Here is a 24,976-nt window from a genome sequence, read left to right as displayed (position 1 = left end):
AGGCCAGACTTTCTGATTCGACGCCGGTGCTGTCACGCAAGCGCCCGCGCCGTGTCGGTTTCGCGAGAGCCGATTGCCTTCACCATGCGATGGTAGGCAATCGCACTGCCGGGAATCGTTCATTTCATGTCGAGCCACAAGCCAAGACTGATCCTCGTCCATGAGCCGGAAAAGGCTTGTTTCGACCGTCTGGTCGCCGACGGTCATGCGCCGGAGCGTGCCGCCGAAATCGCGTCCTATCTGGCACAGTCGACCGATCTCGCTCCTGAATTCGATGCGCTTGGCCGCGCCTGCCAGGCACGCGGCCTGTCGTTCACACCTGTGGCACTGGACGACGCCGCAAGCGTCCTCGCCGGTGAGCATCCCAGCACAACACTGGTCTGGACGCTGACCGACGGCATTGCCTATTTCCGGGGCGGCGCGGCACCCGCTTTGGCGCGACTGGGCGGCTTCAAGACGATCGGCGCCGACGATGCGCTGTTCGCGCTCTGCCAGGACAAGTTCCGCTCCGGCGCCGTGCTTGGCGCACTCGGCCTGCCGGTGCCGCAGGCCGGTCTTGCGCGCGATGGCCAATGGCTGGTCGAGCCGCCTGCCTCTGCCGCCGGCTGGTTCGTCAAGCCCAACCGGCTTGGCGCCAAGATCGGCATCTGGGCGGATTCGCGCTGTAGCGATCTCGGTCACGCTTTGGAGCTCAGCCGGCGCGTGTTTTCGGCCTATCGCGATGATGTCGTCGTCCAGCCCTATGTCGCCGGCCGCAACGTGCGCGCCAGTTTCCTCGGCCTGGTGCCGGGCGCCGGGGTCGAAGCGCTTGGCGTGGCCTTTGTCGATTCAGGCGCCGATTTCCAGACCATGGCGGACAGCCTGGCGCTCTACGGCGACACCGGCGAGGTCGCGAAAGCGGCGGGACATTATGCCGAACCGGAACTCGTTGCGGTTGCCGACAGCCAGCCGGTCGCCGACGCCGGGATCCGCGCGATCGCCGAGCGGCTGATGGGCGGGCTCGGCCTGCGCGACGTGTTTTCCATCGATCTCAGGGTCGAGGCCGACGACACCGTCCACCTCATCGAGTTCGAGGTTTGCCCCGGCCTGCCTTGCTTCGATTTCCGCGCCTACTGCCGCCAGCAATGGGGCCTCGAGCTGGCCGATGCCATGGCCGAAACCGCGGCGAGCCGGCTGATCGGCGTCAACCGATAGCTGCGTGCCTTGACGGCTTTCGCCCTGCCTCTAGTGTCGGCCAACGCTCCCTAGCAAAGGCCGCGCGATGAACACAACATCAGTCGAAGCCCTCCACCATCATGTCAGGCGCATGGCCGGGCGCGATCCGCATGAGGTGCATCGTGTCGCGACGCCGCTCGAGCTTCTGTTCGACCTGACCTTCGTGACGGCGTTCAGCTTTGCCTCATCGCAACTCGCCCATGCGCTGGCCGAAGGCCATTACTCGGCGGCCTTGCTCGGCTTCGCGTTCGCCAGCTTTGCCATTTGCTGGGCCTGGATCAATTTCTCCTGGTTCTCTTCCGCCTATGACACCGACGACTGGATTTTCCGGCTCGTCACCATGGTGCAGATGATCGGGGTGCTGGTGCTGGCGCTCGGCCTGCCACGCATGTTCGCTTCCATCGAGCACGGCGAGCACCTCAACAATTCGGTGATGGTGCTGGGCTATGTCATCATGCGGGTGGCGATGATCTTCCAGTGGCTGCGTGCCTTCAGGCAGGACCCTGTCCGACGTCGCGCCTGCCTGACCTACGCCACGGCAATTGCGGTCGCTCAGATCGGCTGGGTGGTGCAGATCATCGTCGATTTCCCGGTCGGCACCAGCATCATCCTCGCCGTCATTCTCGGGCTGATCGAAATGGCGGGGCCGGTGATCGCGGAAGGCAAGGATGGCGGCACGCCCTGGCATGCGCACCATATGGCCGAGCGCTACAGCCTGTTTGCCATCATCGCTTTGGGTGAGGGGGTCGTCGGCACCCTCGCCACCCTGTCCGCCGTGGTCGAGGAACAGGGCTGGACCGTGGATGCGGCACTGGTCTGCATCGCCGGCACCGGGCTCACCTTCGGCATGTGGTGGGTCTACTACATGCTGCCCTCAGCGCCGATCCTGCATGCCCACCGCAATCGCGCCTTCGTCTGGGGTTACGGGCAGATGCTGGTTGTCGCGGCAATCGTCGCGACCGGCGCCGGGCTGCACGTCGCGGCCTATTTCATCGAGCACAAGGCGCATATCGGCCCGCTTGCGACACTGCTCGCCACCGCTGTTCCTGTCGCCGTCTTCCTGGCGGCGGTCTATGCGCTCTACACCTATCTCGTTCAGCGCTTCGATCCGTTCCACATCTGGCTGCTGCTCGCGACCGCGGCGGTCGTGGCCCTTGCCATTCTCGCAGCGCTCGCCGGCGTCGATATGGCCATCTGCCTGATCATCCTGATGCTGGCGCCGGCCGTCACCATCGTCGGCTACGAAATGCTCGGGCACCGCCACCAGGCGGAAGCACTCGCCAGCGACGAGCACTCGACACGGCATTAGCCGACCGCGGGTTTGCTCGAGCATTTATCCGTGTGGCATTCGCTCGAATGCCTGCAGCGAGCGATCGATCGTATCCCAGCCATGGCCGCGGATCGTGTAGGTGACCACCTGCGGCTCGAAAACGCTGGGGTCGTCAAGGCTGGTGGCGTGGACCGCGATCAGCTCCGGCATGGCGGCGAATGTCAGGAAGACCGGCGCTCCGCAGGTCGGACAGAAGGCGTGGATCTTCTCGTTGCCGCTGTCGCCGGCCACCCGCCAGGTGCTCGCCTCGCCCGTAATTGCCATATCGGCGCGCCGGCCAAAGGTCAGGTAGGATCCGTGGCCGGTACCGGCGCGCTTCTGGCAATCCAGGCATTGGCAATGGTTCTGGAAGATAGGCTCGCCGCTCGTCCCATAGCGAATGGCTCCACATGCGCAGCCGCCTATATAGCGTTTGGTCATTGTCGGTCCTCCTGGGTCAGGCCGATTTCGGCTTGGCGAAAACGTTGATGCCGCTGCCGGTTTCCAGCAAGGACTTCAGGCTGGACAGCACAACCGGCCACCCCTGGCTGATGCCTTTTGCCATGCCGGAGCCGGCTTCGAGTTCGTCATGGGTGACGGTCAGCCGGACCATGGCGTCGTATTCCTCGATGCCGAAGGTCACGCGGCTGTAGCTTGCCGGATCGGCGGCCTGCGAAGGGCTTGCCCAGGTCATGACGAGACGGGTTGGCGGCGAGACCTCGACGACCTTGCCGACGATCTGGACGGTGCGCTCATCATTGGCGCGGATATGTTCCCACTTCGATCCCGGCTTCCAGTCGGAGACGTTCTCGTGGCCCCAATAGCGCCGTGCGATATCGGGCCTGGTTATGGCCTCGAACACTTTGTCTGGCGTCGAGCGGATGTAGGTCACGTAGACAAAACTGGTCGTCTCTCTGGTGGTCATTGGTCGTCTCCTTCGAGTTCTTGTTTCAGGTCGTGCAGCAGGCTGAGCCGCTCCCGTTCGAATTTGCGCACCCAGCGCTCGTAGACTTCGTGCAGCGGCACCGGGTTGATGAAATGCAGCTTTTCGCGGCCACGCTTGACCGTGCTCACCAGATTGGCCGCCTCCAACAGGTCGAGGTGCTGGGTGGCGGATTGCCTTGCCATGTCCAGGTTTTCGCAAAGCTGACCGAGCGTCTGCCCGTTCTGCTCACACAGAAGGTCAAGCAGCCTTCTGCGTGTCGGGTCGCCCAGCGCTTTGAAAACCTTGTCGGCGTCCATCGGCTTCACTCTGATGTGAGGCCATAATATGCAGGTAAATACCTGCATGTCAACCAGCAGGTCCCCCAGTCGCTGCAATGGCTCAAGCGAAGGCTGTTGGGACTGGCAGTAGATCGTTCGACAAGCCGCGCATCGGCAAGGCTTCGCAACGGCGACTGGATACGGGAAGTGAGCTTACGGGGGTTCGGTGGAAGCGCCGCCGGGCTTTATCTTGAGCGTGATCTCCGGCGAAAACCGGATACCACTTTTCGGATTTATGGTTCGGTGGACCCTCAGGCGCCTTCGACCAGCACGATTTCGCCGTCGGCGACCTTCTGGCGGATGGCGACGGCGCGCTGGTACTCCGGCGAGTGGTAGCAATCGTGGGCGGCGGCGAGCGATTCGAACTCGATGATGACATTGCGTGCGCGGCCGGGCCCTTCGGCCTTTTCATGTTCGCCGCCGCGCGCCAGGAATTTCGCGCCGAAGCGCTCGAAGGCAGGCTTGGCAGCGGCGACATAGTCCTTGTAGCCTTCGGCGTCGCGCACATCGACACGAGCGATCCAGTATCCCTTGGGCATGTCTTGTCTCCGAACTCTCTATCTTGAAACGTCAGGCCGAGCGCATCTCGTCGAGGATGGCTTCGGCCGCCTCCCGTTTGTTGGCCGCAGCAACGATCGGCCGGCCGACGACGAGGTGGCTGGAGCCGTTGCGGATCGCCTGGCCCGGCGTCACCACGCGCTTCTGGTCGCCATGGTCGCTGCCTGTGGGCCGGATGCCCGGTGTCACCACTGCCAGGTCGGGCCCGGCGATGCGGCGTACCGCTTCCGCTTCCTCGGCCGAGCAGACGATGCCGCCCATGCCGGCATGCAGCGCCTGTTCCGAGCGCCGCAGCACCAGTGTGTGCGGGTCATATTCATAGCCCGCGTCGATCACGTCCTGTTCGTCCATCGAGGTCAGCACGCTGACGGCAAGCAGGCAAAGGTCACTGCCGCGCGCTGCTTCCACCGCCGCCGCCATCGCCTTTGGATAGGCGTGGATGGTCAGCATGGTCATACCCATCTTGACGATGTTCTCGACCCCCTTGGCCACCGTGTGGTCGATGTCGAGCAGCTTCATGTCGAGGAAGACCTTGGTTCCGCCGCTGGCCAGTTCCCTGGCGAAATCGAGCCCGCCGGCGAAGGCAAGCTGGTAGCCGATCTTGTAGAAGGAGACGACGCCTTCGAGTTCGCGCACCGCCTGCTCGGCTTGCTTCACGGTCGGCACGTCGAGGCCGACGATGAGCCGGTCGCGCATGCTATCGGCGATCATGCCTCGATCCGGGTGGACAGCATGCGCGAGGTTTCGATCAGCGTGCGGCATAGGTGCTCCATCGATTTGTGCAGTCTTTCGTCGCGGAAATGGCCGTCCTCGTCGAAGGCGTCGCCGCCCTCTGGCACCGAGCATTCCGGCGTCACCACCTCCATCTGGCAGCGCACCAGGACGGCGCGCAGATGGTTGATGCAACGGATGCCGGCAAAGTGCCCGTTGGAGGATGAGCAGAGGCCGGCGACCTTGCCGGCAAGCGGCCTGACCGTGCGGCCACCATCCCTGCGCACCCGGCTCACCCAGTCGATCGTGTTCTTGAGCAGGGGCGGGATGGAGCCGTTATATTCGGGCGTGGCGATCAGCAGCCCGTCATGGGCGATCACCAGACGGCCGAGTTTCTGGGCGTTTTCGGGAACGCCCTTTTCCTTTTCCAGATCCTCGTCGAGGATCGGCAAGGGATAGTCGGCGAGCGAGATGCGGGTCACCTCGGCGCCTTGCATGGCAAGTTCCTTCTGCGCCACGTCGGCGGTCCTGCCGCTGTAGGCGCCGCTGCGCACCGAGCCGGCGAAGACGAGGATTTTCGGGATCACTGCCATTGGCCACCCTTGTTCCCGGACAGGTACAGCCAAGGCCCGCTTAAATCAACGCACCCTAATGGGCCTCGCGCCGATAGATCCACAGCTGCGTCGGCGGGATGTTGCGGAAGATGAAATCGAAATGCTTGACCGTGTAGTCGCCGCGACCGGCCGGGATCGGCGACATCGGGCCATAGGTCAGCTGCACGATCGGCCGTCCGGCCGGGATGCGGTCGAGCAGGCTCTCGATATAGGCGATGCGCTGGGCGACCGGAAAGTTGAGCAGCGGCACGCCCGAAACGACGGAATCGAAGATCATCCCGCTCTTGTCGCCAAGCGTGGCGTTGAGATTGAAGGCATCGCCCTCGATGACGTTGACACCGGGATAGAGCCGCCGCAGGTGGCCCACGAAATCCGTGTTGTATTCGACCGCGTAGAGGTTCTCGGGCCGCACGCCCTGGGCGAGGATGGCGCGGGTGATGACGCCGGTGCCGGGACCGACCTCGAGTACCGGCAGGCCGGACTTCGGATTGACGATCGAGGCCATCTTGCGGGCGGTGATCGAACTGGTCGGCACGATCGAGCCGACCGTCTTCGGCTTGTCGATCCAGCCCTTGAAGAATTTGAGTTCGTCGTCGAACTTTTCGACAAGCGCCTTCCGCAGTCCAGGGCCACGTGTCATGCAAGTTCTCCTCAGCGCTCCCCGCAAGTTACTTAACACCTGGGCGGTGCAAGGCAAGGCGCGGCCGGACGCATGTCGTGGATAAGATAATTTTCGTCGCGTCTCAAGGTGACGCGCGTCTCACGGGTTTTCGCGGCGCAAACCGGCTCCTGGTCGTGGGCGACATGCATCAACGTTCGCCGAAGGATTCGAAGAAATCCTTCATGCGGGCGAAAAAGCCGCTCGATTGGGGCGAATTGTCCTGCGAGGAGAGCTGTTCGAACTCCTCCAGCAGTTCACGCTGGCGGCGGGTGAGGTTCTGCGGCGTCTCGACCGCGGTCTGGATATAGAGGTCGCCGACATTGGGTTGGCGCAGCACCGGCATGCCCTTGCCCTTGAGGCGGAACTGGCGCCCGTTCTGGGTGCCTTCGGTCACCTTGACCTTGGTCTGGGTGCCATCCAGTGTCGTCACCTCGAAGGAGCCGCCAAGGGCGGCCGTCGTCATCGAGATCGGCACCTTGCAATAGAGGTCGGCGCCGTCGCGCTGGAAGAATTCGTGCGGCTTGACCGCCAGGAAAATATAGAGGTCGCCCGATGGCCCGCCGCGCAGGCCGGCCTCGCCCTCATTGGCTAGGCGGATGCGGGTGCCGTCCTCGATGCCGGCCGGGATGTTGACCGACAGCGAGCGCTCCTCGGTGACGCGGCCCTGGCCGGCGCATTTCGGGCATGGATCCTTGATCGTCTGGCCGCGCCCCTGGCATTGCGGGCAGGTGCGCTCGATCGAGAAGAAGCCTTGCGTGGCGCGCACCTTGCCGTGGCCATTGCACATCGAGCAGGTGACGGGCTGGGTGCCGGGCTTGGCGCCGCTGCCCGAACATTCCGAGCAGGAGATCGACGCCGGCACACGGATTTGCGCGGTCTTGCCGGCAAAGGCCTCTTCCAGCGTGATTTCCATGTTGTAGCGCAGGTCGGCGCCGCGCTCGCGGCCGCCCGACGAGCGGCGCTGGCGCCCGCCCATCATGTCGCCGAAAATATCCTCGAAGATGTCGGCGAAGCCGCCGGCGCCAAAGCCTTGCGCGCCGCCATTCATGCCGCCCTGTTCGAAGGCCGCGTGGCCGAAGCGGTCATACGCCGCGCGCTTCTGCGGGTCCTTCAGCGTCTCGTAGGCTTCGTTGATTTCCTTGAACTTGTGCTCGCAGGAATGATCGCCGGGATTGCGGTCGGGATGGAACTGCATGGCGAGCTTGCGGAAAGCGCTCTTGAGCTCCTTCTCATCGGCGCCCTTTTGCACGCCCAGCGTTTCGTAGAAATCAGCTTTCATTTTTTCCCGCTGTCCGGATGCTCAACGTCTTGAAGCATTGTTGCGTCGTTTGCCGGCATTGCCGTTCCGATTTAGGTGCGATGGAAGCGGGATGCCAGTGTCGACGCGGCTTTGCCTGCATTTTTTCGGCGAGGCCCGCTGTTTTTCCGCAAGGGGTTGCAAAAAAGCCCGGCTTTGCGCCGGGCTTTCCGCACTATCTTGCCGTCAAACGGTTCAGGCCGACTTCTTCTTGTCGTCGTCCTCGTCGATTTCCTCGAAATCGGCATCGACCACGTCACTGTCCTTGGCGGCGTCCGCCTTGGCGTCGGCTTCCGCCGCTTCCTTCTGCGAAGCTTCGTACATGGCCTGGCCAAGCTTCATCGAAGCCTCGGCGAGCGCCTGGCTCTTGGCCTCGATGTCGGCCGCGTCATCGCCTTCGGTCGCGGTCTTCAGCGCCGCGATCGCATCGGAGATCGCCGTGCGCTCGGTCTCCGAAACCTTGTCGCCATATTCCTTCAGCGACTTCTCCGAGGAATGCAGCAGTGCTTCGGCCTGATTGCGGGCTTCGACCAGCGCGCGGCGCTTCTTGTCGGTCTCGGCATTGGCCTCGGCGTCCTTGACCATCTTCTCGATGTCGGCGTCCGAAAGACCACCCGATGCCTGGATGCGGATCTGGTGCTCCTTGCCGGTGCCCTTGTCCTTGGCCGAAACGTTGACGATGCCGTTGGCGTCGATGTCGAAGGTGACCTCGATCTGCGGCACGCCGCGCGGCGCCGGCGGGATGCCGACCAGGTCGAACTGGCCGAGCGCCTTGTTGTCTGCGGCCATTTCGCGCTCACCCTGGAAGACCCGGATGGTCACGGCCGACTGGCTGTCCTCGGCCGTCGAGAACACCTGGCTCTTCTTGGTCGGGATCGTTGTGTTGCGCTCGATCAGGCGCGTGAACACGCCACCCAGCGTCTCGATGCCGAGCGACAGCGGCGTCACATCGAGCAACAGCACGTCCTTGACGTCGCCCTGCAGCACGCCGGCCTGGATGGCGGCGCCGAGAGCGACGACTTCATCCGGATTGACGCCCTTGTGCGGCTCCTTGCCGAAGAACTGCTTCACGATCTCCTGGATCTTGGGCATGCGGGTCATGCCGCCGACCAGGACGACCTCGTCGATCTCGCCGGCCTTCAGGCCGGCATCCTTGAGCGCCGCCTTGCAAGGGGCAATCGTGCGCTGGACCAGATCGTCGACCAGCTGTTCGAACTTGGCGCGCGTCAGCTTCAGTGTCAGGTGCTTCGGCCCGGTCGCGTCGGCGGTGATGAAGGGCAGGTTGATTTCGGTCTGTGTGGTCGACGACAGCTCGATCTTGGCCTTTTCAGCCGCCTCCTTGAGGCGCTGCAAGGCAAGCTTGTCGTTCTTCAGGTCGATGCCCTGTTCCTTCTTGAACTCGGCCGCCAGATATTCGACCAGGCGCATGTCGAAATCCTCGCCGCCGAGGAAGGTGTCGCCATTGGTCGACTTGACCTCGAACACGCCGTCGCCGATCTCGAGCACCGAAATGTCGAACGTGCCGCCGCCAAGGTCATAGACGGCAATGGTCTTGCCTTCCTTCTTGTCGAGGCCATAGGCAAGCGCCGCAGCCGTCGGCTCGTTGATGATGCGCAGCACTTCGAGGCCGGCGATCTTGCCGGCGTCCTTGGTCGCCTGGCGCTGGGCGTCGTTGAAATAGGCCGGAACGGTGATGACCGCCTTCTCGACCTTCTCGCCGAGATAGGCTTCCGCCGTCTCCTTCATCTTCTGCAGGATCATGGCCGAAATCTGCGAGGGCGACTGCTTCCTGCCGCCGGCCTCGACCCAGGCATCGCCATTGTCACCCTTGACGATCTTGTAGGGGACAAGCTTCTTGTCCTTCTCCGTCACCGGATCGTCATAGCGGCGGCCGATCAGGCGCTTGACCGCGAAGATGGTGTTTTCAGGATTGGTGACCGCCTGGCGCTTGGCCGGCTGGCCGACGAGACGTTCGTCGTCGCCGCTGATGGCGACGATGGAAGGCGTCGTGCGCGCGCCTTCCGCATTCTCGATTACCTTCGGCTCCTTGCCATCCATGATGGCGATACAGGAGTTGGTGGTGCCGAGATCGATACCGATTACTTTTGCCATTTTTCTAGTCTCTCCGCTAAGCAGGCTCTCAGGACCCGTACAGGCGTTCCGACGAAAGCCCCTGTTCACAAGAAATTCCGTTCCGGCAACCGGCATTCCGGCACCGAACGGCTTGGCGCGTATATAAGAACAGGCGGCATCGCGCGCAAGCATTCTGCGCAAGGCTTCCATGAACCTTTCCACCTCCGCCTGCGACTGATGTCCAGGCGCCGCATGGTGCGGCCCGGAAAGGAAGCCCCCCATGACCAATAACCCAGAGACTCCGCGGTCTCCGGGAACAACAGGAGCTCGGCGCGACCACCGCCTTCGGGACGGGGTCGATGCGCTGGGTTTTCCGCTGATTCCGTTGACCCTGCGTAAGAGCAGGCGTATCGTGACAATGAGGAAAGCAGACAATTCGATCAGGGAAGAACGAGCCGGAACGCCGCGCCTTGCCCTGATTTGCGCGGCCAGACCGGACGTTTCTCCCGTTGACTACGGGGGGAGTGTCATGTCTCGCATCCGCGGCTCGTTCGTGTCGTCTCTTGATGGTCGTTTGCGTCGTGCCGCGCATGCTGGCGGCGCATTGCTGGCGCTGACGCTCGCCGCCGGCCTGTGGCTGGGTGGCGCCGCGCAGGCGCAGGAAACCCAGATCATCTATCCCGGCTCGATGGCGGTGACCGGATTTTCCGGCACCATCATTCCCAATTTCGACGAGGGCCTGCCGCCCGGCGTCGATCCGGTCGACGAAACCTTCATCGACACCACCCGCGCCACCTTGCGCGTGTTCGACGTCTCGCATCTGGGCGGACCGGCCGCTGGCCAGCTCGTCAACACACCGCCGCCCTTCGAGGTGACGGCAGAGCAGATCGGCCAGGTGTTCGGCGTCACCTATGACGATGGAGTGCGCGACGGCATTCCGTCCGGCATTCCCAATCTCTATGCCGGCGCCACCTCGCTGCACGGCATCCGCATCGTCACGCCGGACGCCGACGATGACGGTCGCCCTGAGCGGCAACGCCGCGGCATGGCCGGCGCCACCTTCATGGATGGCCAGTTCGGCACCGAAAACGGCGGCGGGCCGGGCACCATCTGGAAGATCGACGGCATCACCGGCCAGGTCTCCAAATTCGCCGACATCGACACCAACAGCGGCCCCGGCATCGGCAATCTCACCTTCGATCCCAGCCACCGCCAGTTCTTTGCTTCCGACCTCGACACCGGCCTGATCCATCGCATCGACGCCAACGGCAGGCTGATCGACAGCTTCGACCATGGCGTTGTCGGCCGCCCCGCGCATGGGCTGGCTCCCGTCGCCGACGACGGGTCGGTGATGGACATCCAGGGCGCGGCCTTCGACAGCGAAGACCCCGACAGTTGGGGCTACACGCAGGACGAGCGCCGCATCTGGGCCGTTTCCTATCGTGGTGGCCGGCTCTACTACTCTGTCGGCGAAAAGTCGGAAATCTGGTCGGTGGGCATCGCCCGCGACGGCACCTTTGCCGGCGACCCGCGCTGGGAACTGACGGTCAAGGCCGACAAGGACTACGCCGTCACCGATATCGCCTTCGACAACAGCGGCTTCATGTACCTGGCCCAGCGCGGTCCGGTCGAGAACCGCTACGATTACAGCCAGTTCGCCGATTCCGGCAAGGGCGAGGTCATTCGCTACTGGCGCGAGAACCCGGACGATCCGGCAACCGAATCGGTCTGGGTGGAAATGCCGCAGGAATATGCGATCGGCTTCCCGCAGGGCAACCGGCAGTCGGCCGGCGGTCTCGACCTGCAATATGGCTATGACGCCGACGGCAATCTCGACACCTCGGTCTGCACGCAGACGCTGGTCAACACCGGCGACAAGCTGCGCGACAATCCGGCTCTCGCCGAACAGCTCGCCGCCGGCGGGCCGCTGGCCGTGCATGGCGTGCAGATTACGCCCAAAGAGCTGGTCAAGCCGGCCAATGTGCCGCCCTTCGGCTCCTGGCTCGTCGACTTCGACGGTTATTTCGAAGACCCGGAGGTCGAGGGTCATGTCGGCGACGTTGCCGTCTGGCATCCCTGCGAAGGCCGCGCCGGCTATTATGAAGAAATCCCGGGCGGCTACCTGCCCCCCTTCTACCCGCCGGACTTCCCACCGCCCGGCAATCTGCCTCCGTGTCTCGACGTTGAAGATGTCCAGTACTACTGCACGCCTTCGGGGCTTGAGGCCGATCTCTATCTCCATGACCATGCCGGCTTCGGCGGCGATTCGATCAAGGCCCAGTCCAGGACGCCAGGCGTCGGGGTGACATCATCCCAGTCGCATGCGCCCGGCAAGCCCTACACGATCGACATCACCGGCCACGATCCGGGCGACACAGTCGATGTCGGGCTCTGCTTCTACAGGAAGTCCGACAAGGACAAGGGTGGCTACTACCCTTGCTGCAAGATGACTTTGCCGCTCAGAACCCCAGCCGTCAGCTGCGAACGTTGAGGAGGGGAAGATGAAAAATCTCGCACTCTCCCCGCTCGCAGAAAACAACTCAACCGTCATGGAGACGATCATGAAACCCCTGTCATATGCCAGGCGCGGCGCGCGCTGGCTGATGGCGGCCGGTATCGCGGTCGCCATGCTCACCCCTGTGGCAAGCCACGCGGAAGACGCCGTTCCGATCACCCCGGAACTGAAGCTCGACCTCGACAATTCGCGCGTCGTCAATCCGAGGCCGGACCGGCTCGTGCCTTTCTTCACCAAGAAAGGCACTCAACGAAGCTGCGACTATGTCGTCTATTCGCTGAGCTTCGGCTTGCGCGGCGATCCGCAAGGCTTTGCCGACCCAAGCCTCGCGGCCAGGCTGAACAAGCTCAAGCTCGACTTCAAGGACCAGCTCCCGCACGGCCTTGAGATCGTCAACGTCAATGTGGCCGGCGACGGCACGGATTCGTCCGGTGGGCCACTGCCGGGGGCTTCAATCAGCACCTCGGCAAATCCCAACGATACGGCGACTGTGTCCGATTTCCGGCTCTCCGCCACCGATCTCGACGGCGCCGGTGCTCCGAACGAGCGCGTCATCACCTTCCAGATCACGGCCAAGATCGATCATGCGGCTTTTCCCGCACCAACGATCGTCGACAACCAGGGCATGATCAAGGTGACGGCCGGACCGGGCACGGGGACCATCATCCCGTCGCAGGATCCGGGCAAGCCCGACGACGGCGACTTCAAGACCGGCGTGAAGACCTCGATCAAGATCGACGTCACAAAATGCAACCCGCCACCGCCACCTCCCGGCAAGGAATGCTTCAAGGTGGAACGCGGCACGGTCGACTGCGTGCCCGGCGGCGGCGCCTTCATCTATCACATGCCGGTCGGCCCGGAGATGGGCGGCAAGTGGGTGCAGGTGTCGACGACCACGCCCGGCATCACCATCATCCCCGACACCCAGCTGGTGCCGGCGGGCGGCGGTGTCTTAAACTGGAAGATCGTCGGCGCATCGCCCGGCGACGTCATCCACCTCATCGTCACCGGCATCGAAACCTATGCCGGTCCGAAGGAAGGCTGGGGCCTGTGCTGCACGCAGACGATCGACATCGTCATCCCGCGTGACCAGAGGTGCCCGCCCAAGGACAAGGAGCCGGACCTCAAGGTCGAGAAACGCGCCGACGTGACGCGTTGCACGATGGGCGGCGGCTGCGACTTCACCATCAGGGTCACCAATGTCGGCACCGGTGCCTACCACGGCAAGATCGTGCTCGACGAGGTGACGCTGCCGGCCGGATCGACGCTCGATTCGGGGCCTAATCCGCCCTGGGTCTGCGTACCCGGCACCACCCCGATGACGTGCACCTATCCGGTGACCACGCTCAGTCCGGGGGCCTCCGTCGACCTCAAGCTCGGCTTCAAGCCGGCCGGAGGCTGGCAAGGCAGCGTCCTGCGCAACTGCGCCACGTATAATTATGGGGCCAGCGGCAAGCCGCTGTTCGGCAGCCAATCGAATGATCGCGGCTGTGCCTCGATCCCGATCTGCCGGCGTGGCGACCGTGACCGCGACTGCCAGCCGCCGGTCGAAAAGAAGGTCGACCTGATCCTGAAGAAGCGTGCCCGTATCCCGGTCTGCACGGCCGACGGCATCTGCTACTTCGTGATCGACATCATCAACAACGGCACATCAACCTATAATGGGCCGCTGACGGTGATCGACACCTATCCGGGCGGCGCGCCGTCCTCCTCGACCTTCGGCCCGAGCCCGCCCTGGACATGCGGACCGAACGGCCCCGGCCAGTTCCGCTGCGACAATGCGGGGATTTCGCTGCCTCCGGGCGCCTCGACACCGATCGTCGTCAAGGCGGTCATGCCGGCCGGCTACCAGTCGGACACGGTGGAGAACTGCGCCGCGGTGAAGGCCATTCCTGGTGAAAACGACCTCACCAATAACAAGGCTTGCGCCAAGGAACGCTTCCGTCATCCCAATGGCGGCAAGCCGACCCTGCGCATCACCAAGGTATGCAACGGCTCGCTCGCCGGTGCCGCGGTCATCTCTTGCCGCATCACCGTCATCAGCCTTGGCACCGCTGCCCCCACCGGTCCGGTGCGGGTCAACGATGCCGCCACGCTGGTGGCTGGCGGCGCGCCCGTCCAGATCCAGACCGTCACCCCTGACGGCGCGGAATGGGCATGCGGACCGGTTCCGGCCAATGCGCTGTCGTGCCAGATTCCCGGTGCCGTGATGACACCTGGAACCAGCCGCCACTTCGACGTGACGGTTTCTGCGAATGGCGCGTTCGAGAACTGCGCGCGGGGTTCGTTTGGTCCGGCGCCAGGCGACGACATCGTCTATCCGATCGGCCAGGCCTGCGCCAAGGGCGGCGGCTCTTCGACCATCCGTGTCGAAAAAACCGGCGACCGCGAATGCAAGCTCGGCCAACCCTGCTCGTTCGAGATCACCATCACCAATGATGGGACGACCCCCTTCTCGGGACCGGTCCGTATCGGTGATGCGATCGGCGTGGATGGGCTCGGCAGGCTGGAAGGCGTTGAAATCACGTCGATCGATCCGCCCTTCGGCTGCTCGCCGGAACCGGCAACCTTGCCTGCGTCCTGCATTGCCGACCTGACGCTCGGCGCCGGCGAAAGCCAGGTGCACCATGTCACCGTGGTCATTCCCGACGACGGCCGCCTGGCCAATCTGCAGGGCAACGTCAGCGGCCAGAACTGCGTCGGCGTGCTCTCTCCCGACACACGGGTGCAAGGCGGTGGCGACGTGCTTGGCGGCGACCAGACCAATGTGCAGGGCGATCGCGGCAAGGCCTATGCCTGCCATCCCTTCACCATCAGCCAGGAGACGAAGAAGGAATGCTCGCAAGGCTTCGTCATGAACGACGCCGGTCGCTGCGTCTGCCCGGAAGGCACCACCTTCCGCAATGGCCAGTGCACCGGCGGTGGTACCAATGTTCTGCCAACGCCACCGCCGCCGAAGCGCTGCGTGCTGCTCGAAGGCCAGATCCGCACCGAGGACGGACGCTGCGTCTGCCCACGCGGAACCGGGCTTGAGAACGGCAAATGTGTCAGGACCGACAGGCCCGAGCAGTGCACCATCCGTGGCCAGGTCCACAATTCAGACGGCGATTGTGTCTGCCCTAGGGGTACGGAAGTCAGGGACAATGCCTGCCGTCCAATCCGGCCAAAGCCCGAACAGTGCACGATCCGTGGCCAAGTCTACAATGCCGATGGCGATTGCGTCTGCCCACGCGGCACGGAAGTCAGGGGCAATGCCTGCCGACCGATCCAGCCGAAGCCGGAGCAGTGCACCATCCGTGGCCAGGTCCACAATACCGATGGCGATTGCGTCTGCCCACGCGGCACGGAAGTCAGGGGCAATGCCTGCCGACCGATCCAGCCGAAGCCGGAGCAATGCACCATCCGTGGCCAGGTCCACGACGCCAACGGCGATTGCGTCTGCCCGAGGGGTACCGAGGTGCAAGGCAATGCCTGCCGGCGCAAGCAGCCTGATGTGCAGCAGTGCGACATACGCGGCCAGGTCCACAACAAGCGCGGCGAATGTGTCTGTCCGCGTGGGACCGAGGTGATCGACGGCGCATGCCGCAAGCCCAGGCAGCAGGTGGAATGCGCACCGGGCACGCAGATGATCAATGGCCAGTGCCAGCCGATCATCAGGCGGCGCTGCCCGGAAGGCACGATCGGGCGGTATCCGAACTGCCGACCGGTCCGCGGGCAACCGTCGCTGGAGCTCAACCCGGGCCTGCTGCTGCAGCAGGTACTGCCACGGCGCAGGCCGCAGGTCGAACAGCAGCAGGATCCGGATCCAAACAGAATCCTGAAACTCCAGCAGTAATAACCATCTGCTCGACGCCAGACCAGAAACCCGCCGGAGCAATCCGGCGGGTCTTTCTTGTGGTTCCGGGGCAAGCGGAAATTGGCTGCAACACGATCGGAGACGCCAAAACGCCACCCTGCCTGTGCAGCGCCCGCGCCCGTGCACTCGACAAGTCGGCTGGAGCGCATTAGGCAGTCGATCCAGAGTGGCCGGATGAAAAGGGCGCTCGGAAAGGCCGCACCCATGAGCAGAAAGACCTTGATCGCACCGTCGGTGCTGGCATCGGATTTTTCGAGGCTCGGCGATGAGGTCGAAGCGGTGGCGGCGGCCGGCGCCGACTGGATCCATCTCGATGTGATGGACGGGCACTTTGTCCCCAACATCACCTTTGGCCCGCCGGTGATCAAGGCGATCCGCAACCGCACCAAGGCCTTCTTCGACTGCCATCTGATGATTGCCCCGGCCGACCCCTATCTGGCCGCTTTCGCCGAGGCCGGCTGCGACGGTTTGACGGTCCATGCAGAGGCCGGGCCGCATCTCGACCGCTCGCTTCAAACCATCAGGAACCTTGGCAAGAAGGCCGGAGTGTCGCTCAATCCGGCAACGCCTGAAAGCGTGGTCGAGTATGTGCTCGACCGGCTCGACCTGATCCTGATCATGACCGTCAATCCGGGCTTCGGCGGCCAGGCGTTCATTCCGGCCATCGTCGATAAGGTGAAGCGGGTCAAGGCGCTGATCGGCGACCGGCCGATCCGCATCGAGATCGACGGCGGTGTTTCAGCCGAAACCGCGCCGCTGGTCACCGCTACCGGCGCCGACGTGCTGGTGGCTGGCGCCGCCATTTTTAAAGGCGGCAGTGTCGGAGCCTACCGGCAAAACATTCAGGCGATCAGGACGGCAGCCGACAACGCAGCCGGCTAACTCACGGCGCATCGTATCTTCAAGGGCACTGCGCCCAAAAGAGCAGCGGCGGCCTGATTCGGCTTCGCTGTTCGCCGCCTGTGCGCGCAATAGAACAGGTGGTCTCATGCGCATACAAAAGAACAGGAAGAACAGATTCTCCTGCGTGCATACAAAACATGTTAAGTTTCCGCAGGTTGTGGGAATGCGCGGGATTACAGCATTGATCTCCGGAATGCCGCATATTCCTTTGTGCTAAAGTACAATAGCGTGATCTTCTGCTTGAGCGCGCCGCGGCACGCGTTATATGGTACAAGTACGAAAAGGCGAATGCTGTCGGACTCGAATTGCCCAAGACAAGTTTTGGGGACAAGGAGTCGCTATGACATACGGAGCTGCCAATCTGAACGATGACGCCGCAGGACCCAAGAGCACGCTTGCCAGCACGGTCTATCAGCAATTGCGTGACGATCTTCTCGGTGGTGTTCTTGAAGCCGAGAGCAAGCTGCGGGTCGAATGGGTGGTCTCCAAATATGGGGCTGGCGCTTCCCCTGTCCGCGAGGCTCTCAATCGCCTCGCCTCGGAAGGGCTTCTCGGTCGGCACGACCAGCGTGGCTTCTTCATCATGCCGGTCAGCGCGTCGGAACTCGAGGAGCTGACGCGTACCCGCTGCTGGCTCGAGGAGCGAGCGCTTCGCGAATCCATCGCCCACCGCACCGCCGAATGGGAAGAACAGCTCGTCCTGGCTCTGCATCGCCTGGGGCGCGCGTCACGTCTTTCGCCGCAAAATCTCTTCTCGCTCAACCCGGATTGGGAAAGGTTGCACCGCATCTTCCACAGGGTGCTGATCTCGGCCTGCCGGTCGCAATGGCTGGTGGGGTTCTGCGATCAGCTTTCCGATCACGCCTATCGCTATCGGCAAATGGCCAATGACGGCGAAGGCGTCCAGCGCGACGATTTCGGCGAGCATCGCCTGATCGCCGAATGTGCCCTGGATGGCAATGCCGACGCTGCCGTCGAGGCACTGATCAATCACTACCAGTTGACCGCCGCCATGTGCATGAAACGCTTCAGTCAAGGCGAAGGGTCACAGGCGGCCGCCGGCAGAGCCGAGCGCGCCCGGCGATAGCGATCGTTTTCCCGGCGGGTCTTTTGCGGCCCATTTCCCACAACCTCTGGCGCTGGCTCGACAGGCGTGAACCATCGTCTGCGGTCTTGACGGCGCGGCTGGGAACCGCGAACTCTTCGCCGCCAATGCATGCTTCGAAAAAGCGTGCTCGACGCCGCCGTTTCAGCCACCCGGGGAAGTCCTTATGAGCAATCATCTGTTCGATGCGTTCCGGTCTCGGATGCCGGCGCCAGGGCGCCTGCTGATGGAAACCGATGATGGCGGCTCGCTCACCTATGGCGATATGCTGGCGCGCTCGGCGCAGCTTGCGCATGCGCTCTTGCAATTGGATGTCGAACCCGGCGACCGCGTCGCCGTGCAGGTCGAGAAGAGCCCGGAAGCGGTCCTGCTCTATCTCGCCTGCCTGCGCGCCGGCGCCGTCTTCCTGCCGCTCAACACCGCCTACACACTGGCCGAGCTGGAGTACTTCTTCGGCGACGCAGCGCCACGCCTCGTCGTCTGCGATCCGGCAAGGGCTGCCGACATCGCAGCGTTGGCGGGAAAATCGGGCGCCACCACCGTCACGCTCGGCCGCGACGGCGAGGGATCGCTGACCGATCAGGCCTCGCGGCTGCCGGCGGATTTTCATGACGTGACGCGCGGGCCGGATGACCTTGCGGCGATCCTCTACACGTCGGGAACCACCGGCCGCTCGAAAGGCGCCATGCTCAGCCACGAGAACCTCGCCTCCAACGCGCGCGTGCTGGTCGAGCACTGGCGCTTCACCGGAGATGATGTGCTGATCCACGCATTGCCGATCTTCCACACCCACGGCCTGTTCGTCGCCACCAACGTCATCCTGATGGCTGGCGCCTCGATGCTGTTCGAGCGGAAGTTCGATCCGGCCCGCATCGTCTCGCTGCTGCCACGCGCCACGGCCCTGATGGGCGTACCGACCTTCTATGTGCGCCTGCTGCAGCAGGACGGGCTGAACCGCGAGGCGGCGAAAAACATCCGTGTGTTCATTTCCGGTTCGGCGCCGCTGCTGGCCGAGACACACAAGGCCTGGCGCGAGCGCACCGGCCACGCGATCCTCGAACGCTACGGCATGACCGAGACCAACATGAACACCTCGAACCCCTATGAGGGCGAGCGGCGCGCCGGTACGGTTGGTTTCCCCTTGCCCGGCGTCGCGCTTCGCATCGCCGATCCCGACAGCGGCGCAGCGCTTGCGCAGGGCGAGGTCGGCATGATCGAGGTGAAGGGCCCAAATGTTTTCGGCGGCTATTGGCGCATGCCGGAGAAGACCAAAGCGGAATTCCGCGCCGACGGCTTCTTCATCACCGGCGATCTCGGCATCATCGATGCCGATGGTTACGTCCACATTGTCGGGCGCGGCAAGGACCTGATCATTTCCGGCGGCTACAACATCTATCCAAAGGAACTCGAAAGCGAGATCGACGCGCTTGACGGGGTTAGCGAAAGCGCCGTCATCGGCGTTGCCCATCCGGACTTCGGCGAAGGCGTCACTGCTGTCGTCGTGCGGGCGCCGTCATCGCAGATCACCGGGGCCGAAATTCTCGGCGCCATCGCTGAACGCGTGGCGAAATACAAGCACCCGAAGCGGGTGATCTTCGTCGACGAACTGCCGCGCAACACCATGGGCAAGGTGCAGAAGAATCTTTTGCGCGACGCCTACAAGGACCTCTATGCCTCATAGAGCAATACCAGCAAAAAATAGCGCGGTTCGGCGGTTCCGTGAAACGATGGATCGCCCCGGGAGCCGCGTAGGCAGTCGGGTCAGCCTGGGTACAACAGCTCGGCGACGTGCTCGGCGATCGCCAGGCTGGCCGTCAGGCCGGGGCTTTCGATGCCGAACAAATTGACGATGCGGCCGGCGCCATGGTCGGCCGGACCCTGGATCGTGAAGTCGGCAGCCGGCTGGCCGGGGCCGGACAGTTTCGGTCTGACGCCGGCATAGGCAGGCTGCAGGGCGCCGTCGGCAAGCTCGGGCCAGTAGCGCCGGATCGCCTCGTAGAAGACAGCGCTTCGGCGGGGATCGACCGTATAGTCGAGGTGGTCGATCCATTCGACATCCGGACCAAAGCGCGCGCTGCCGCCAAGGTCCAGCGTCAGATGCACGCCGAGGCCGCCATTGACCGGGACCGGATAGATCAGCCGCGAGAAGGGCGACCGGCCCGAAAGCGAAAAGTAATTGCCGCGCGCCAGCCAGAGCGGCGGAACGAGGTCTTGTGAAAACCCCTCGATCCGGTTGGCCAGGGCTTGTGCATCGAGACCTGCCGCATTGACGAAGGCGCCGGTTTTCAATGCGAAGATCTCGCCCTTGGCATCGCGCGTATCGATCCGGATTCCATCGGCTTCAACGGCCGCTCCGGCGACAGTGGTAAGGAAGGCGAACGACACGCCGGCGGTCTCCGCGTCGCCGCGCAGCGACAGCATCAGTGCATGGCTGTCGACAATGCCGGTCGATGGCGACAGCAACGCGCCGGCGCACCTCAGCGCGGGTTCGAGGCTTTCGGCTTGTGCCTGTGTAAGCAGATCGAGATCGCCAACCCCGCAGCTCTGCGCATTGGCCCTGATCGCGCTCAGCCTGCCCAACTGATCCGGTTCGACGGCGACGATCAGCTTGCCGGTGCGATCATGGGCGACGTTGCGCTCGCAGCAATAGGTGTAGAGCCGCTCACGCCCTTCGACGCAGAGCCGGGCTTTCAGGCTCCCGGGCGCATAATAGAGCCCGGCATGGATGACCTCGGAATTGCGTGAGCTCGTGACGGTGCCGATCGCATCAGCCTGCTCGATCACCAGCACCTCTCGGCCCGACAAAGCGAGCGCGCGGGCGACGGCGAGCCCAACGACGCCCGCTCCGGCGACGACGCAATCGGTATCTTGCATGGTCTTGCTTTCAGCGTGAAGCGGTGGCCTCGAACACCTTGCCGCCGCCGATCCAGACGCTTCTTATGTCGAGATCGTCCGACAGCGCAACGATATCGGCTGCCGTGCCATTGGCGAAGCGGCCAAGCCGGTGCGACTGGCCGATCGCCTGCGCCGGATACAATGAGGCCATGCGCAAGGCCTCGGATAGATCGATGCCAACGACATTGTGCATGAAGCGAACAGCCGAGATCATGTCGAGATCGGCACCCGCCAGCGTTCCGTCGGCAAGCCGCAGGCTGCCATCCTTGCGGTAGATGGTGCGGCCGTTGAGCGTGAACGAGGTCATGTCGGTGCCGATTGTCGCCATGGCGTCGCTGACCAGCACGATCTTGCCGGGACCTTGCTTGGCGCGCAGTGCGATCTTGATGGTGGCGGGATCGACATGGATGCCGTCGGCGATAAGACCGGCGGACAAGGTGCCGATATCGATGGCTGCGCCCGCCAGCCCTGGCTCGCGATTGCCGATCTGGCTCATCGCGTTGAACAGATGGGTGACCACGCTCGCGCCGGCTTCGGCGAAGGTGCTGGCGGTGGCGTATCCGGTGTCGGAATGGCCAAGACTGACGATGACACCGGCCTTGGCGATTGCCGCGACGCGTGCCGGCTCGACGGATTCCGGCGCGACGGTGGTGAGCAGCACCGGCAGCTTTTGCCGCGCCGCGATCAGCATCGCCTGGTCGGCATCGAGCATCGGCCGGATCAGCGCCGGATCATGCGCGCCCTTGCGGGCGATCGACAGATGCGGGCCTTCGAGATGCAGGCCGAGGAAGCCCGGCACCTTCCGCAGCGCCGCTGCTTCGCCGGCGGCGACGGCGGCGGCGGTGACGCCGGGCGTGTCGGTGATCAGCGTCACAAGCAGCGCCGTCGTGCCGAAGGGCGCATGCGCCTTGCAGATGGTTTCGATCGAGGCGACATCGGGGTGGTCGTTGAGCATGACGCCGCCACCGCCATTGACCTGCAGGTCGACGAAGCCCGGCGCCAGCACGCCGCCGCCGGTGTCGACGGCGCGGATATCCGAGGGGATGGCGCTGGTGGGCAAAATAGCCTCGACGAGGCCGTCACGCACGACCAGCGCGTGGCCTTCATGCCAGTCGTCGCCATCGAAAATCCGGGCGCCAGTCAGGGCAAAACGGTCGCTCATACGGTCTCCGTCACCTTGCGAAGATTGCGCGGCGTGTCCGGATCGAGGCCGCGATGGCGGGCAAAGGCCTCGACGAACATGTAGAAGGAGACGATCAGCGTCAGCGGATCGGTCAGCGGGTGGCCGGTGGCGACATGCGGCAGGCGCACGGCGCGCTGGGCAAGTGCGGAGGTGACGAACACCGGCGCGCCCTTGGCCGCCAGGCTGTCGGCGGCCTCGGCGATAGACGGCTCGGACGCATCGCGCGCGGCCAGCGCCAGCACCGGAAAATCGGGCCCGATCAGTGCCAGCGGGCCATGCATGACTTCGGCGGCGCTGTAGGCCTCGGCATGCATGCCGCAGGTCTCCTTGAATTTGAGCGCCGCTTCGTTGGCCATCGCAGCCGACGGGCCGCGGCCCAGGATGAATAGCGACTTCTGCTTCTCGATCGTCTCGGCCAGCACGCTCATCCAGTCGCAAGCGATCGCCTTGCGGAAATGCCCAGGCAATTGGGCGAGGGCCGCCAGAAGCGCATCGTCGCCGGTGGCATGCGCCATCAGGGCGAGGCCGGCGACAGCGGAATTGATGAAGGTCTTGGTTGCCGCCACGCTGCGCTCGGGGCCGGCCAGGATATCGATCGCATAGTCCGAGGCGCGCGCCAGCGGCGAATCGGCGGTGTTGGTGATGGCGACGGTCAGCGCGCCCCCGGCCCGAGCGGTTTCGGCCATAGCGACGATGTCGGGACTCTTGCCCGACTGCGAGATCGCCAGGCAGGCCGAGCCGGCGAGCCTGAGCTTGCGGCCATAGATCGAGGCGATGGATGGTCCGACCGATGCCACGGCCAGTCCCGCAGTCAGCTCGACGGCATATTTCATGAAGGTGGCGGCATGGTCGGACGAGCCGCGCGCCACGGTGACGACAAACTGCGGGTCGCGTGCGCGGATGCCGCGCCCGGCCTCGGTCAGCACCGCGCCGGAACCGTCGAGCAGGCGAGCGACGGCTTGCGGGATCTCCTCGATCTCGCGCCGCATATGGGTTGCTTGTGTCGTCATGGTCGGCCCTCTTCGCTCGGCCCGGTCAGCCGCAGTTCGGCGACGAAATCATAGGCGTCGCCTCTGTAGATAGAGCGGGTGAATTCGATGACCTTGCCGCTCGCCAGATAGGAAATGCGTTCGATGTGCAGGCCGGCGATGCCTGGCGGCACCTCAAGCAGGCGCGCGTCGCTGTCGCCGAGATTGGCGGCGGAGATGCGCTGCACCGCCCGCACCGGCCGGTTGCCGGTCAGTTCCAGCGCCGCATAGAGCGAGGAGCCTATGTCGGCCGGATCGGGCAGCACGCTGGCCGACAGCGAGGCGCGTTCGATCGCCAGCGGCGTGTCGTTGGCAATGCGCAGGCGCGCCACGCGTGCCACCAGTTCGCTCGACGACAGGCCGAGCACCATCATCTCGTCAGGCGAAGGCGCGTAAAGGCCGCGGTCGAGCCATGCCGAACGCACAGCCATGCCGCGCCGAGCCATGTCCTCGGTAAACGAGGTCAGCCGCGACAGCGACTGTTCGACGCGCTCCATGCGCGGCGCCACGAACGTGCCTGAGCCGTGGCGCTGGACCAGGATGCCGCCCTTGACCAGGTCCTGCACCGCCTTGCGCACGGTGACCCGCGAAATGTCGGCCTTGGTGGCAATGTCGCGCTCGGAGGGCAGCGCGTCGCCCGGCCCGATCAGGCCGCGATTGACCGCGTCCTCGATGCTCTTGCGAAGCTGCAGATAGAGCGGCGCGCCGCTTTGCGCCTGATGTTTCAGCGTGGCGAAGATCTGGTCGGCGGCCTCGCTCATCGAGCCGCCTCCGTGGTCGCGAAAAGGCGGACCGCCATCTGCACGGCGCCGCCCAATGCGTCGTCGAGCGGCGGCTTCAGCAGCGCCCGGTAGCGCGCCGAGAGGCGCGGCGCGTAGAGCGGCGCCAGCCCGCCGAGCAGGCAAAGCGGCGCGTCGTCCGCAAGGTCGAGCGCCCCGAGCGAGGCCTCGACATCGGCGACCACCCTGTCGAGGATCCAGTTGGCGACGCTGTCGCCCTTCTCGGCATGCTCGAACACCTTGGGCGCGAAGCCGCCGAAATCGCCTGGCTTGGCATTGGTGGTGAATTCGACCACGTCCTCCGGATTGTTGCGGAAAACGGCCAGCATGCTCTGCGTCAGCGGCGAACCCGCGCGGACGCCGTCATAGGCAAGCAGTGTCTGTTCGAGCAGGTCGCGGCCGATGCGGGCGCCGCTGCCCTGGTCTCCGACCTGGAAGCCCCAGCCGCCGATGGCGCGCGACTTGCCGTTCTTGCGCGCCATGTAGGCGGTGCCGGTGCCGAGGATCGCCATGGCGCCGTCGCCCGAGCCGACAGCGCCTTCCAGGGCGATTTCGGCGTCGGTCTCGACGCGGCTGGTGCTGAACGGCAGGATCGCTTCGAGCTGCTGCCGGTAGGTGCCGACATTGGCGCCGGCAAGGCCGAGAATGGCCGGTGTCTGCGGGATCAGTTCCGGATCCTGCCCGGCGGCGATGAACGCCTGCCTGGCGGCATCGACGATGTTCGAGCGGGCGCCGGTCAGATCGGTGCGGATGTTGGCGGCGCCGCTCTTGGCGCGGCCAATGACTGCACCATCCGCTGTTGCCAGGGCGGCCCTGCAGCTGGTGCCGCCGCCATCGATTCCGAGCACGAAATTCACGTGATTTCTCCTCCGGGCAGATAATACCAATAAAATACCAATAGCCAAGGGTTAATTTTCGTTTCAAAAAGATTAAGGCGTATTTTATTGAAAAACCTACGTATTTCGTCGGCTCAGCGATTTCAGAGCCGCGAATTCGTTAATGCGTGTGGAC

At 64.2% G+C, this 24,976-nt stretch carries 21 protein-coding genes; 7 read left to right on the top strand and 14 right to left on the bottom strand.

Going from position 1 to position 24,976, the window contains the following annotated elements; translation table 11 throughout:
- Positions 1-126: 126 nt before the first annotated feature.
- Together C8D77_RS21470 and C8D77_RS21465 are read left to right on the top strand one after the other, a co-directional pair.
- Positions 127-1,194: a D-alanine--D-alanine ligase family protein gene (locus tag C8D77_RS21470; RefSeq protein ID WP_109667515.1), complete on the top strand. Its 1,068-nt coding sequence runs from the start codon at positions 127-129 to the stop codon at positions 1,192-1,194.
- A 67-nt stretch (positions 1,195-1,261) separates the two neighbouring features.
- Positions 1,262-2,524 (top strand): low temperature requirement protein A, encoded by a 1,263-nt coding sequence (locus C8D77_RS21465; protein WP_206438768.1) that lies wholly within the window; start codon positions 1,262-1,264, stop codon positions 2,522-2,524.
- A gap of 24 nt (positions 2,525-2,548) precedes the next feature.
- On the opposite strand, the gene C8D77_RS21460 is transcribed toward C8D77_RS21465, so the two are convergent.
- The 9 genes from C8D77_RS21460 to dnaK all read right to left on the bottom strand — a co-directional run bounded on the left by C8D77_RS21460 (position 2,549) and on the right by dnaK (position 9,740).
- Positions 2,549-2,965, bottom strand: a complete 417-nt coding sequence (locus tag C8D77_RS21460) for a GFA family protein (RefSeq protein ID WP_109667509.1) — start codon at positions 2,963-2,965, stop codon at positions 2,549-2,551.
- Between the two features lie 16 nt (positions 2,966-2,981).
- Positions 2,982-3,449, bottom strand: coding sequence for an SRPBCC family protein (locus tag C8D77_RS21455; protein ID WP_109667506.1), 468 nt, complete (start codon positions 3,447-3,449; stop codon positions 2,982-2,984).
- Positions 3,446-3,766 (bottom strand): ArsR/SmtB family transcription factor, encoded by a 321-nt coding sequence (locus tag C8D77_RS21450; protein ID WP_109667504.1) that lies wholly within the window; start codon positions 3,764-3,766, stop codon positions 3,446-3,448. Before C8D77_RS21450 ends, C8D77_RS21455 begins: the two co-directional genes overlap by 4 nt.
- A gap of 272 nt (positions 3,767-4,038) precedes the next feature.
- Positions 4,039-4,326 carry a DUF1330 domain-containing protein gene (locus tag C8D77_RS21445; RefSeq protein ID WP_023762651.1) on the bottom strand — a complete coding sequence of 96 codons (288 nt, stop codon included), beginning with the start codon at positions 4,324-4,326 and terminating at the stop codon, positions 4,039-4,041.
- A 31-nt stretch (positions 4,327-4,357) separates the two neighbouring features.
- A complete protein-coding gene (gene pyrF / locus C8D77_RS21440; protein ID WP_109667501.1) occupies positions 4,358-5,056 on the bottom strand; it encodes an orotidine-5'-phosphate decarboxylase in 699 nt (232 codons plus the stop codon).
- On the bottom strand, positions 5,053-5,649 hold the full coding sequence (locus tag C8D77_RS21435) for an NADPH-dependent FMN reductase (RefSeq protein ID WP_109667499.1): 597 nt from the start codon (positions 5,647-5,649) through the stop codon (positions 5,053-5,055). Before C8D77_RS21435 ends, pyrF begins: the two co-directional genes overlap by 4 nt.
- Before the next feature lie 55 nt (positions 5,650-5,704).
- A complete protein-coding gene (gene pmtA / locus C8D77_RS21430) occupies positions 5,705-6,310 on the bottom strand; it encodes a phospholipid N-methyltransferase PmtA (RefSeq protein WP_109667496.1) in 606 nt (201 codons plus the stop codon).
- A gap of 169 nt (positions 6,311-6,479) precedes the next feature.
- Entirely contained in the window at positions 6,480-7,610 is a 1,131-nt protein-coding gene (gene dnaJ / locus C8D77_RS21425; protein ID WP_013528587.1) for a molecular chaperone DnaJ, read from the bottom strand.
- Positions 7,611-7,823: 213 nt separating this feature from the next.
- Entirely contained in the window at positions 7,824-9,740 is a 1,917-nt protein-coding gene (gene dnaK / locus C8D77_RS21420; RefSeq protein ID WP_109667494.1) for a molecular chaperone DnaK, read from the bottom strand.
- Between the two features lie 490 nt (positions 9,741-10,230).
- Between dnaK and C8D77_RS21415 the strand changes: the two genes are divergently transcribed.
- The 5 genes from C8D77_RS21415 to C8D77_RS21395 all read left to right on the top strand — a co-directional run bounded on the left by C8D77_RS21415 (position 10,231) and on the right by C8D77_RS21395 (position 19,761).
- Positions 10,231-12,192: an NHL repeat-containing protein gene (locus C8D77_RS21415; protein ID WP_109667491.1), complete on the top strand. Its 1,962-nt coding sequence runs from the start codon at positions 10,231-10,233 to the stop codon at positions 12,190-12,192.
- 10 nt (positions 12,193-12,202) lie between these two features.
- Positions 12,203-16,051: a DUF7929 domain-containing protein gene (locus tag C8D77_RS21410; protein ID WP_109667488.1), complete on the top strand. Its 3,849-nt coding sequence runs from the start codon at positions 12,203-12,205 to the stop codon at positions 16,049-16,051.
- A gap of 225 nt (positions 16,052-16,276) precedes the next feature.
- Positions 16,277-16,954 (top strand): ribulose-phosphate 3-epimerase, encoded by a 678-nt coding sequence (rpe, locus tag C8D77_RS21405; protein ID WP_109667783.1) that lies wholly within the window; start codon positions 16,277-16,279, stop codon positions 16,952-16,954.
- Between the two features lie 361 nt (positions 16,955-17,315).
- Positions 17,316-18,062 carry a GntR family transcriptional regulator gene (locus tag C8D77_RS21400; protein ID WP_109667486.1) on the top strand — a complete coding sequence of 249 codons (747 nt, stop codon included), beginning with the start codon at positions 17,316-17,318 and terminating at the stop codon, positions 18,060-18,062.
- 184 nt (positions 18,063-18,246) lie between these two features.
- Positions 18,247-19,761, top strand: a complete 1,515-nt coding sequence (locus C8D77_RS21395; protein ID WP_109667484.1) for a malonate--CoA ligase — start codon at positions 18,247-18,249, stop codon at positions 19,759-19,761.
- An 80-nt stretch (positions 19,762-19,841) separates the two neighbouring features.
- Here C8D77_RS21395 and C8D77_RS21390 read toward each other — a convergent pair whose 3' ends face one another.
- Genes C8D77_RS21390 through C8D77_RS21370 form a run of 5 tightly spaced genes read right to left on the bottom strand, consistent with a single transcriptional unit; the run spans position 19,842 to position 24,822 of the window.
- Positions 19,842-20,954 carry an NAD(P)/FAD-dependent oxidoreductase gene (locus C8D77_RS21390; RefSeq protein WP_109667482.1) on the bottom strand — a complete coding sequence of 371 codons (1,113 nt, stop codon included), beginning with the start codon at positions 20,952-20,954 and terminating at the stop codon, positions 19,842-19,844.
- A 10-nt stretch (positions 20,955-20,964) separates the two neighbouring features.
- The gene (gene nagA / locus C8D77_RS21385) at positions 20,965-22,137 is read right to left on the bottom strand and encodes an N-acetylglucosamine-6-phosphate deacetylase (protein ID WP_109667479.1); all 1,173 of its coding nucleotides are present in this window, start codon (positions 22,135-22,137) and stop codon (positions 20,965-20,967) included.
- Complete coding sequence (locus C8D77_RS21380; protein ID WP_109667477.1) at positions 22,134-23,168, bottom strand: SIS domain-containing protein; 1,035 nt, start codon at positions 23,166-23,168, stop codon at positions 22,134-22,136. Before C8D77_RS21380 ends, nagA begins: the two co-directional genes overlap by 4 nt.
- On the bottom strand, positions 23,165-23,947 hold the full coding sequence (locus C8D77_RS21375) for a GntR family transcriptional regulator (RefSeq protein ID WP_027040192.1): 783 nt from the start codon (positions 23,945-23,947) through the stop codon (positions 23,165-23,167). The genes C8D77_RS21380 and C8D77_RS21375 overlap by 4 nt, the downstream gene beginning before the upstream one ends.
- A complete protein-coding gene (locus C8D77_RS21370) occupies positions 23,944-24,822 on the bottom strand; it encodes a glucosamine kinase nucleotide-binding domain-containing protein (RefSeq protein ID WP_109667474.1) in 879 nt (292 codons plus the stop codon). Before C8D77_RS21370 ends, C8D77_RS21375 begins: the two co-directional genes overlap by 4 nt.
- Between the last annotated feature and the right edge of the window lie 154 nt (positions 24,823-24,976).

Source organism: Mesorhizobium loti, from assembly GCF_003148495.1.
In the GTDB taxonomy this organism is placed as follows: Bacteria; Pseudomonadota; Alphaproteobacteria; order Rhizobiales; family Rhizobiaceae; genus Mesorhizobium; species Mesorhizobium loti.
This window is presented reverse-complemented; position numbering and strand designations above follow the sequence as displayed.

Coding starts and splice junctions, on each gene's coding strand:
- C8D77_RS21470 (WP_109667515.1), top strand. CDS start 127: ATGTCGAGCCACAAGCCAAGACTGATCCTCGTCCATGAGCCGGAAAAG.
- C8D77_RS21465 (WP_206438768.1), top strand. CDS start 1,262: ATGAACACAACATCAGTCGAAGCCCTCCACCATCATGTCAGGCGCATG.
- C8D77_RS21460 (WP_109667509.1), bottom strand. CDS start 2,965: ATGACCAAACGCTATATAGGCGGCTGCGCATGTGGAGCCATTCGCTAT.
- C8D77_RS21455 (WP_109667506.1), bottom strand. CDS start 3,449: ATGACCACCAGAGAGACGACCAGTTTTGTCTACGTGACCTACATCCGC.
- C8D77_RS21450 (WP_109667504.1), bottom strand. CDS start 3,766: ATGGACGCCGACAAGGTTTTCAAAGCGCTGGGCGACCCGACACGCAGA.
- C8D77_RS21445 (WP_023762651.1), bottom strand. CDS start 4,326: ATGCCCAAGGGATACTGGATCGCTCGTGTCGATGTGCGCGACGCCGAA.
- pyrF (WP_109667501.1), bottom strand. CDS start 5,056: ATGATCGCCGATAGCATGCGCGACCGGCTCATCGTCGGCCTCGACGTG.
- C8D77_RS21435 (WP_109667499.1), bottom strand. CDS start 5,649: ATGGCAGTGATCCCGAAAATCCTCGTCTTCGCCGGCTCGGTGCGCAGC.
- pmtA (WP_109667496.1), bottom strand. CDS start 6,310: ATGACACGTGGCCCTGGACTGCGGAAGGCGCTTGTCGAAAAGTTCGAC.
- dnaJ (WP_013528587.1), bottom strand. CDS start 7,610: ATGAAAGCTGATTTCTACGAAACGCTGGGCGTGCAAAAGGGCGCCGAT.
- dnaK (WP_109667494.1), bottom strand. CDS start 9,740: ATGGCAAAAGTAATCGGTATCGATCTCGGCACCACCAACTCCTGTATC.
- C8D77_RS21415 (WP_109667491.1), top strand. CDS start 10,231: ATGTCTCGCATCCGCGGCTCGTTCGTGTCGTCTCTTGATGGTCGTTTG.
- C8D77_RS21410 (WP_109667488.1), top strand. CDS start 12,203: ATGAAAAATCTCGCACTCTCCCCGCTCGCAGAAAACAACTCAACCGTC.
- rpe (WP_109667783.1), top strand. CDS start 16,277: ATGAGCAGAAAGACCTTGATCGCACCGTCGGTGCTGGCATCGGATTTT.
- C8D77_RS21400 (WP_109667486.1), top strand. CDS start 17,316: ATGACATACGGAGCTGCCAATCTGAACGATGACGCCGCAGGACCCAAG.
- C8D77_RS21395 (WP_109667484.1), top strand. CDS start 18,247: ATGAGCAATCATCTGTTCGATGCGTTCCGGTCTCGGATGCCGGCGCCA.
- C8D77_RS21390 (WP_109667482.1), bottom strand. CDS start 20,954: ATGCAAGATACCGATTGCGTCGTCGCCGGAGCGGGCGTCGTTGGGCTC.
- nagA (WP_109667479.1), bottom strand. CDS start 22,137: ATGAGCGACCGTTTTGCCCTGACTGGCGCCCGGATTTTCGATGGCGAC.
- C8D77_RS21380 (WP_109667477.1), bottom strand. CDS start 23,168: ATGACGACACAAGCAACCCATATGCGGCGCGAGATCGAGGAGATCCCG.
- C8D77_RS21375 (WP_027040192.1), bottom strand. CDS start 23,947: ATGAGCGAGGCCGCCGACCAGATCTTCGCCACGCTGAAACATCAGGCG.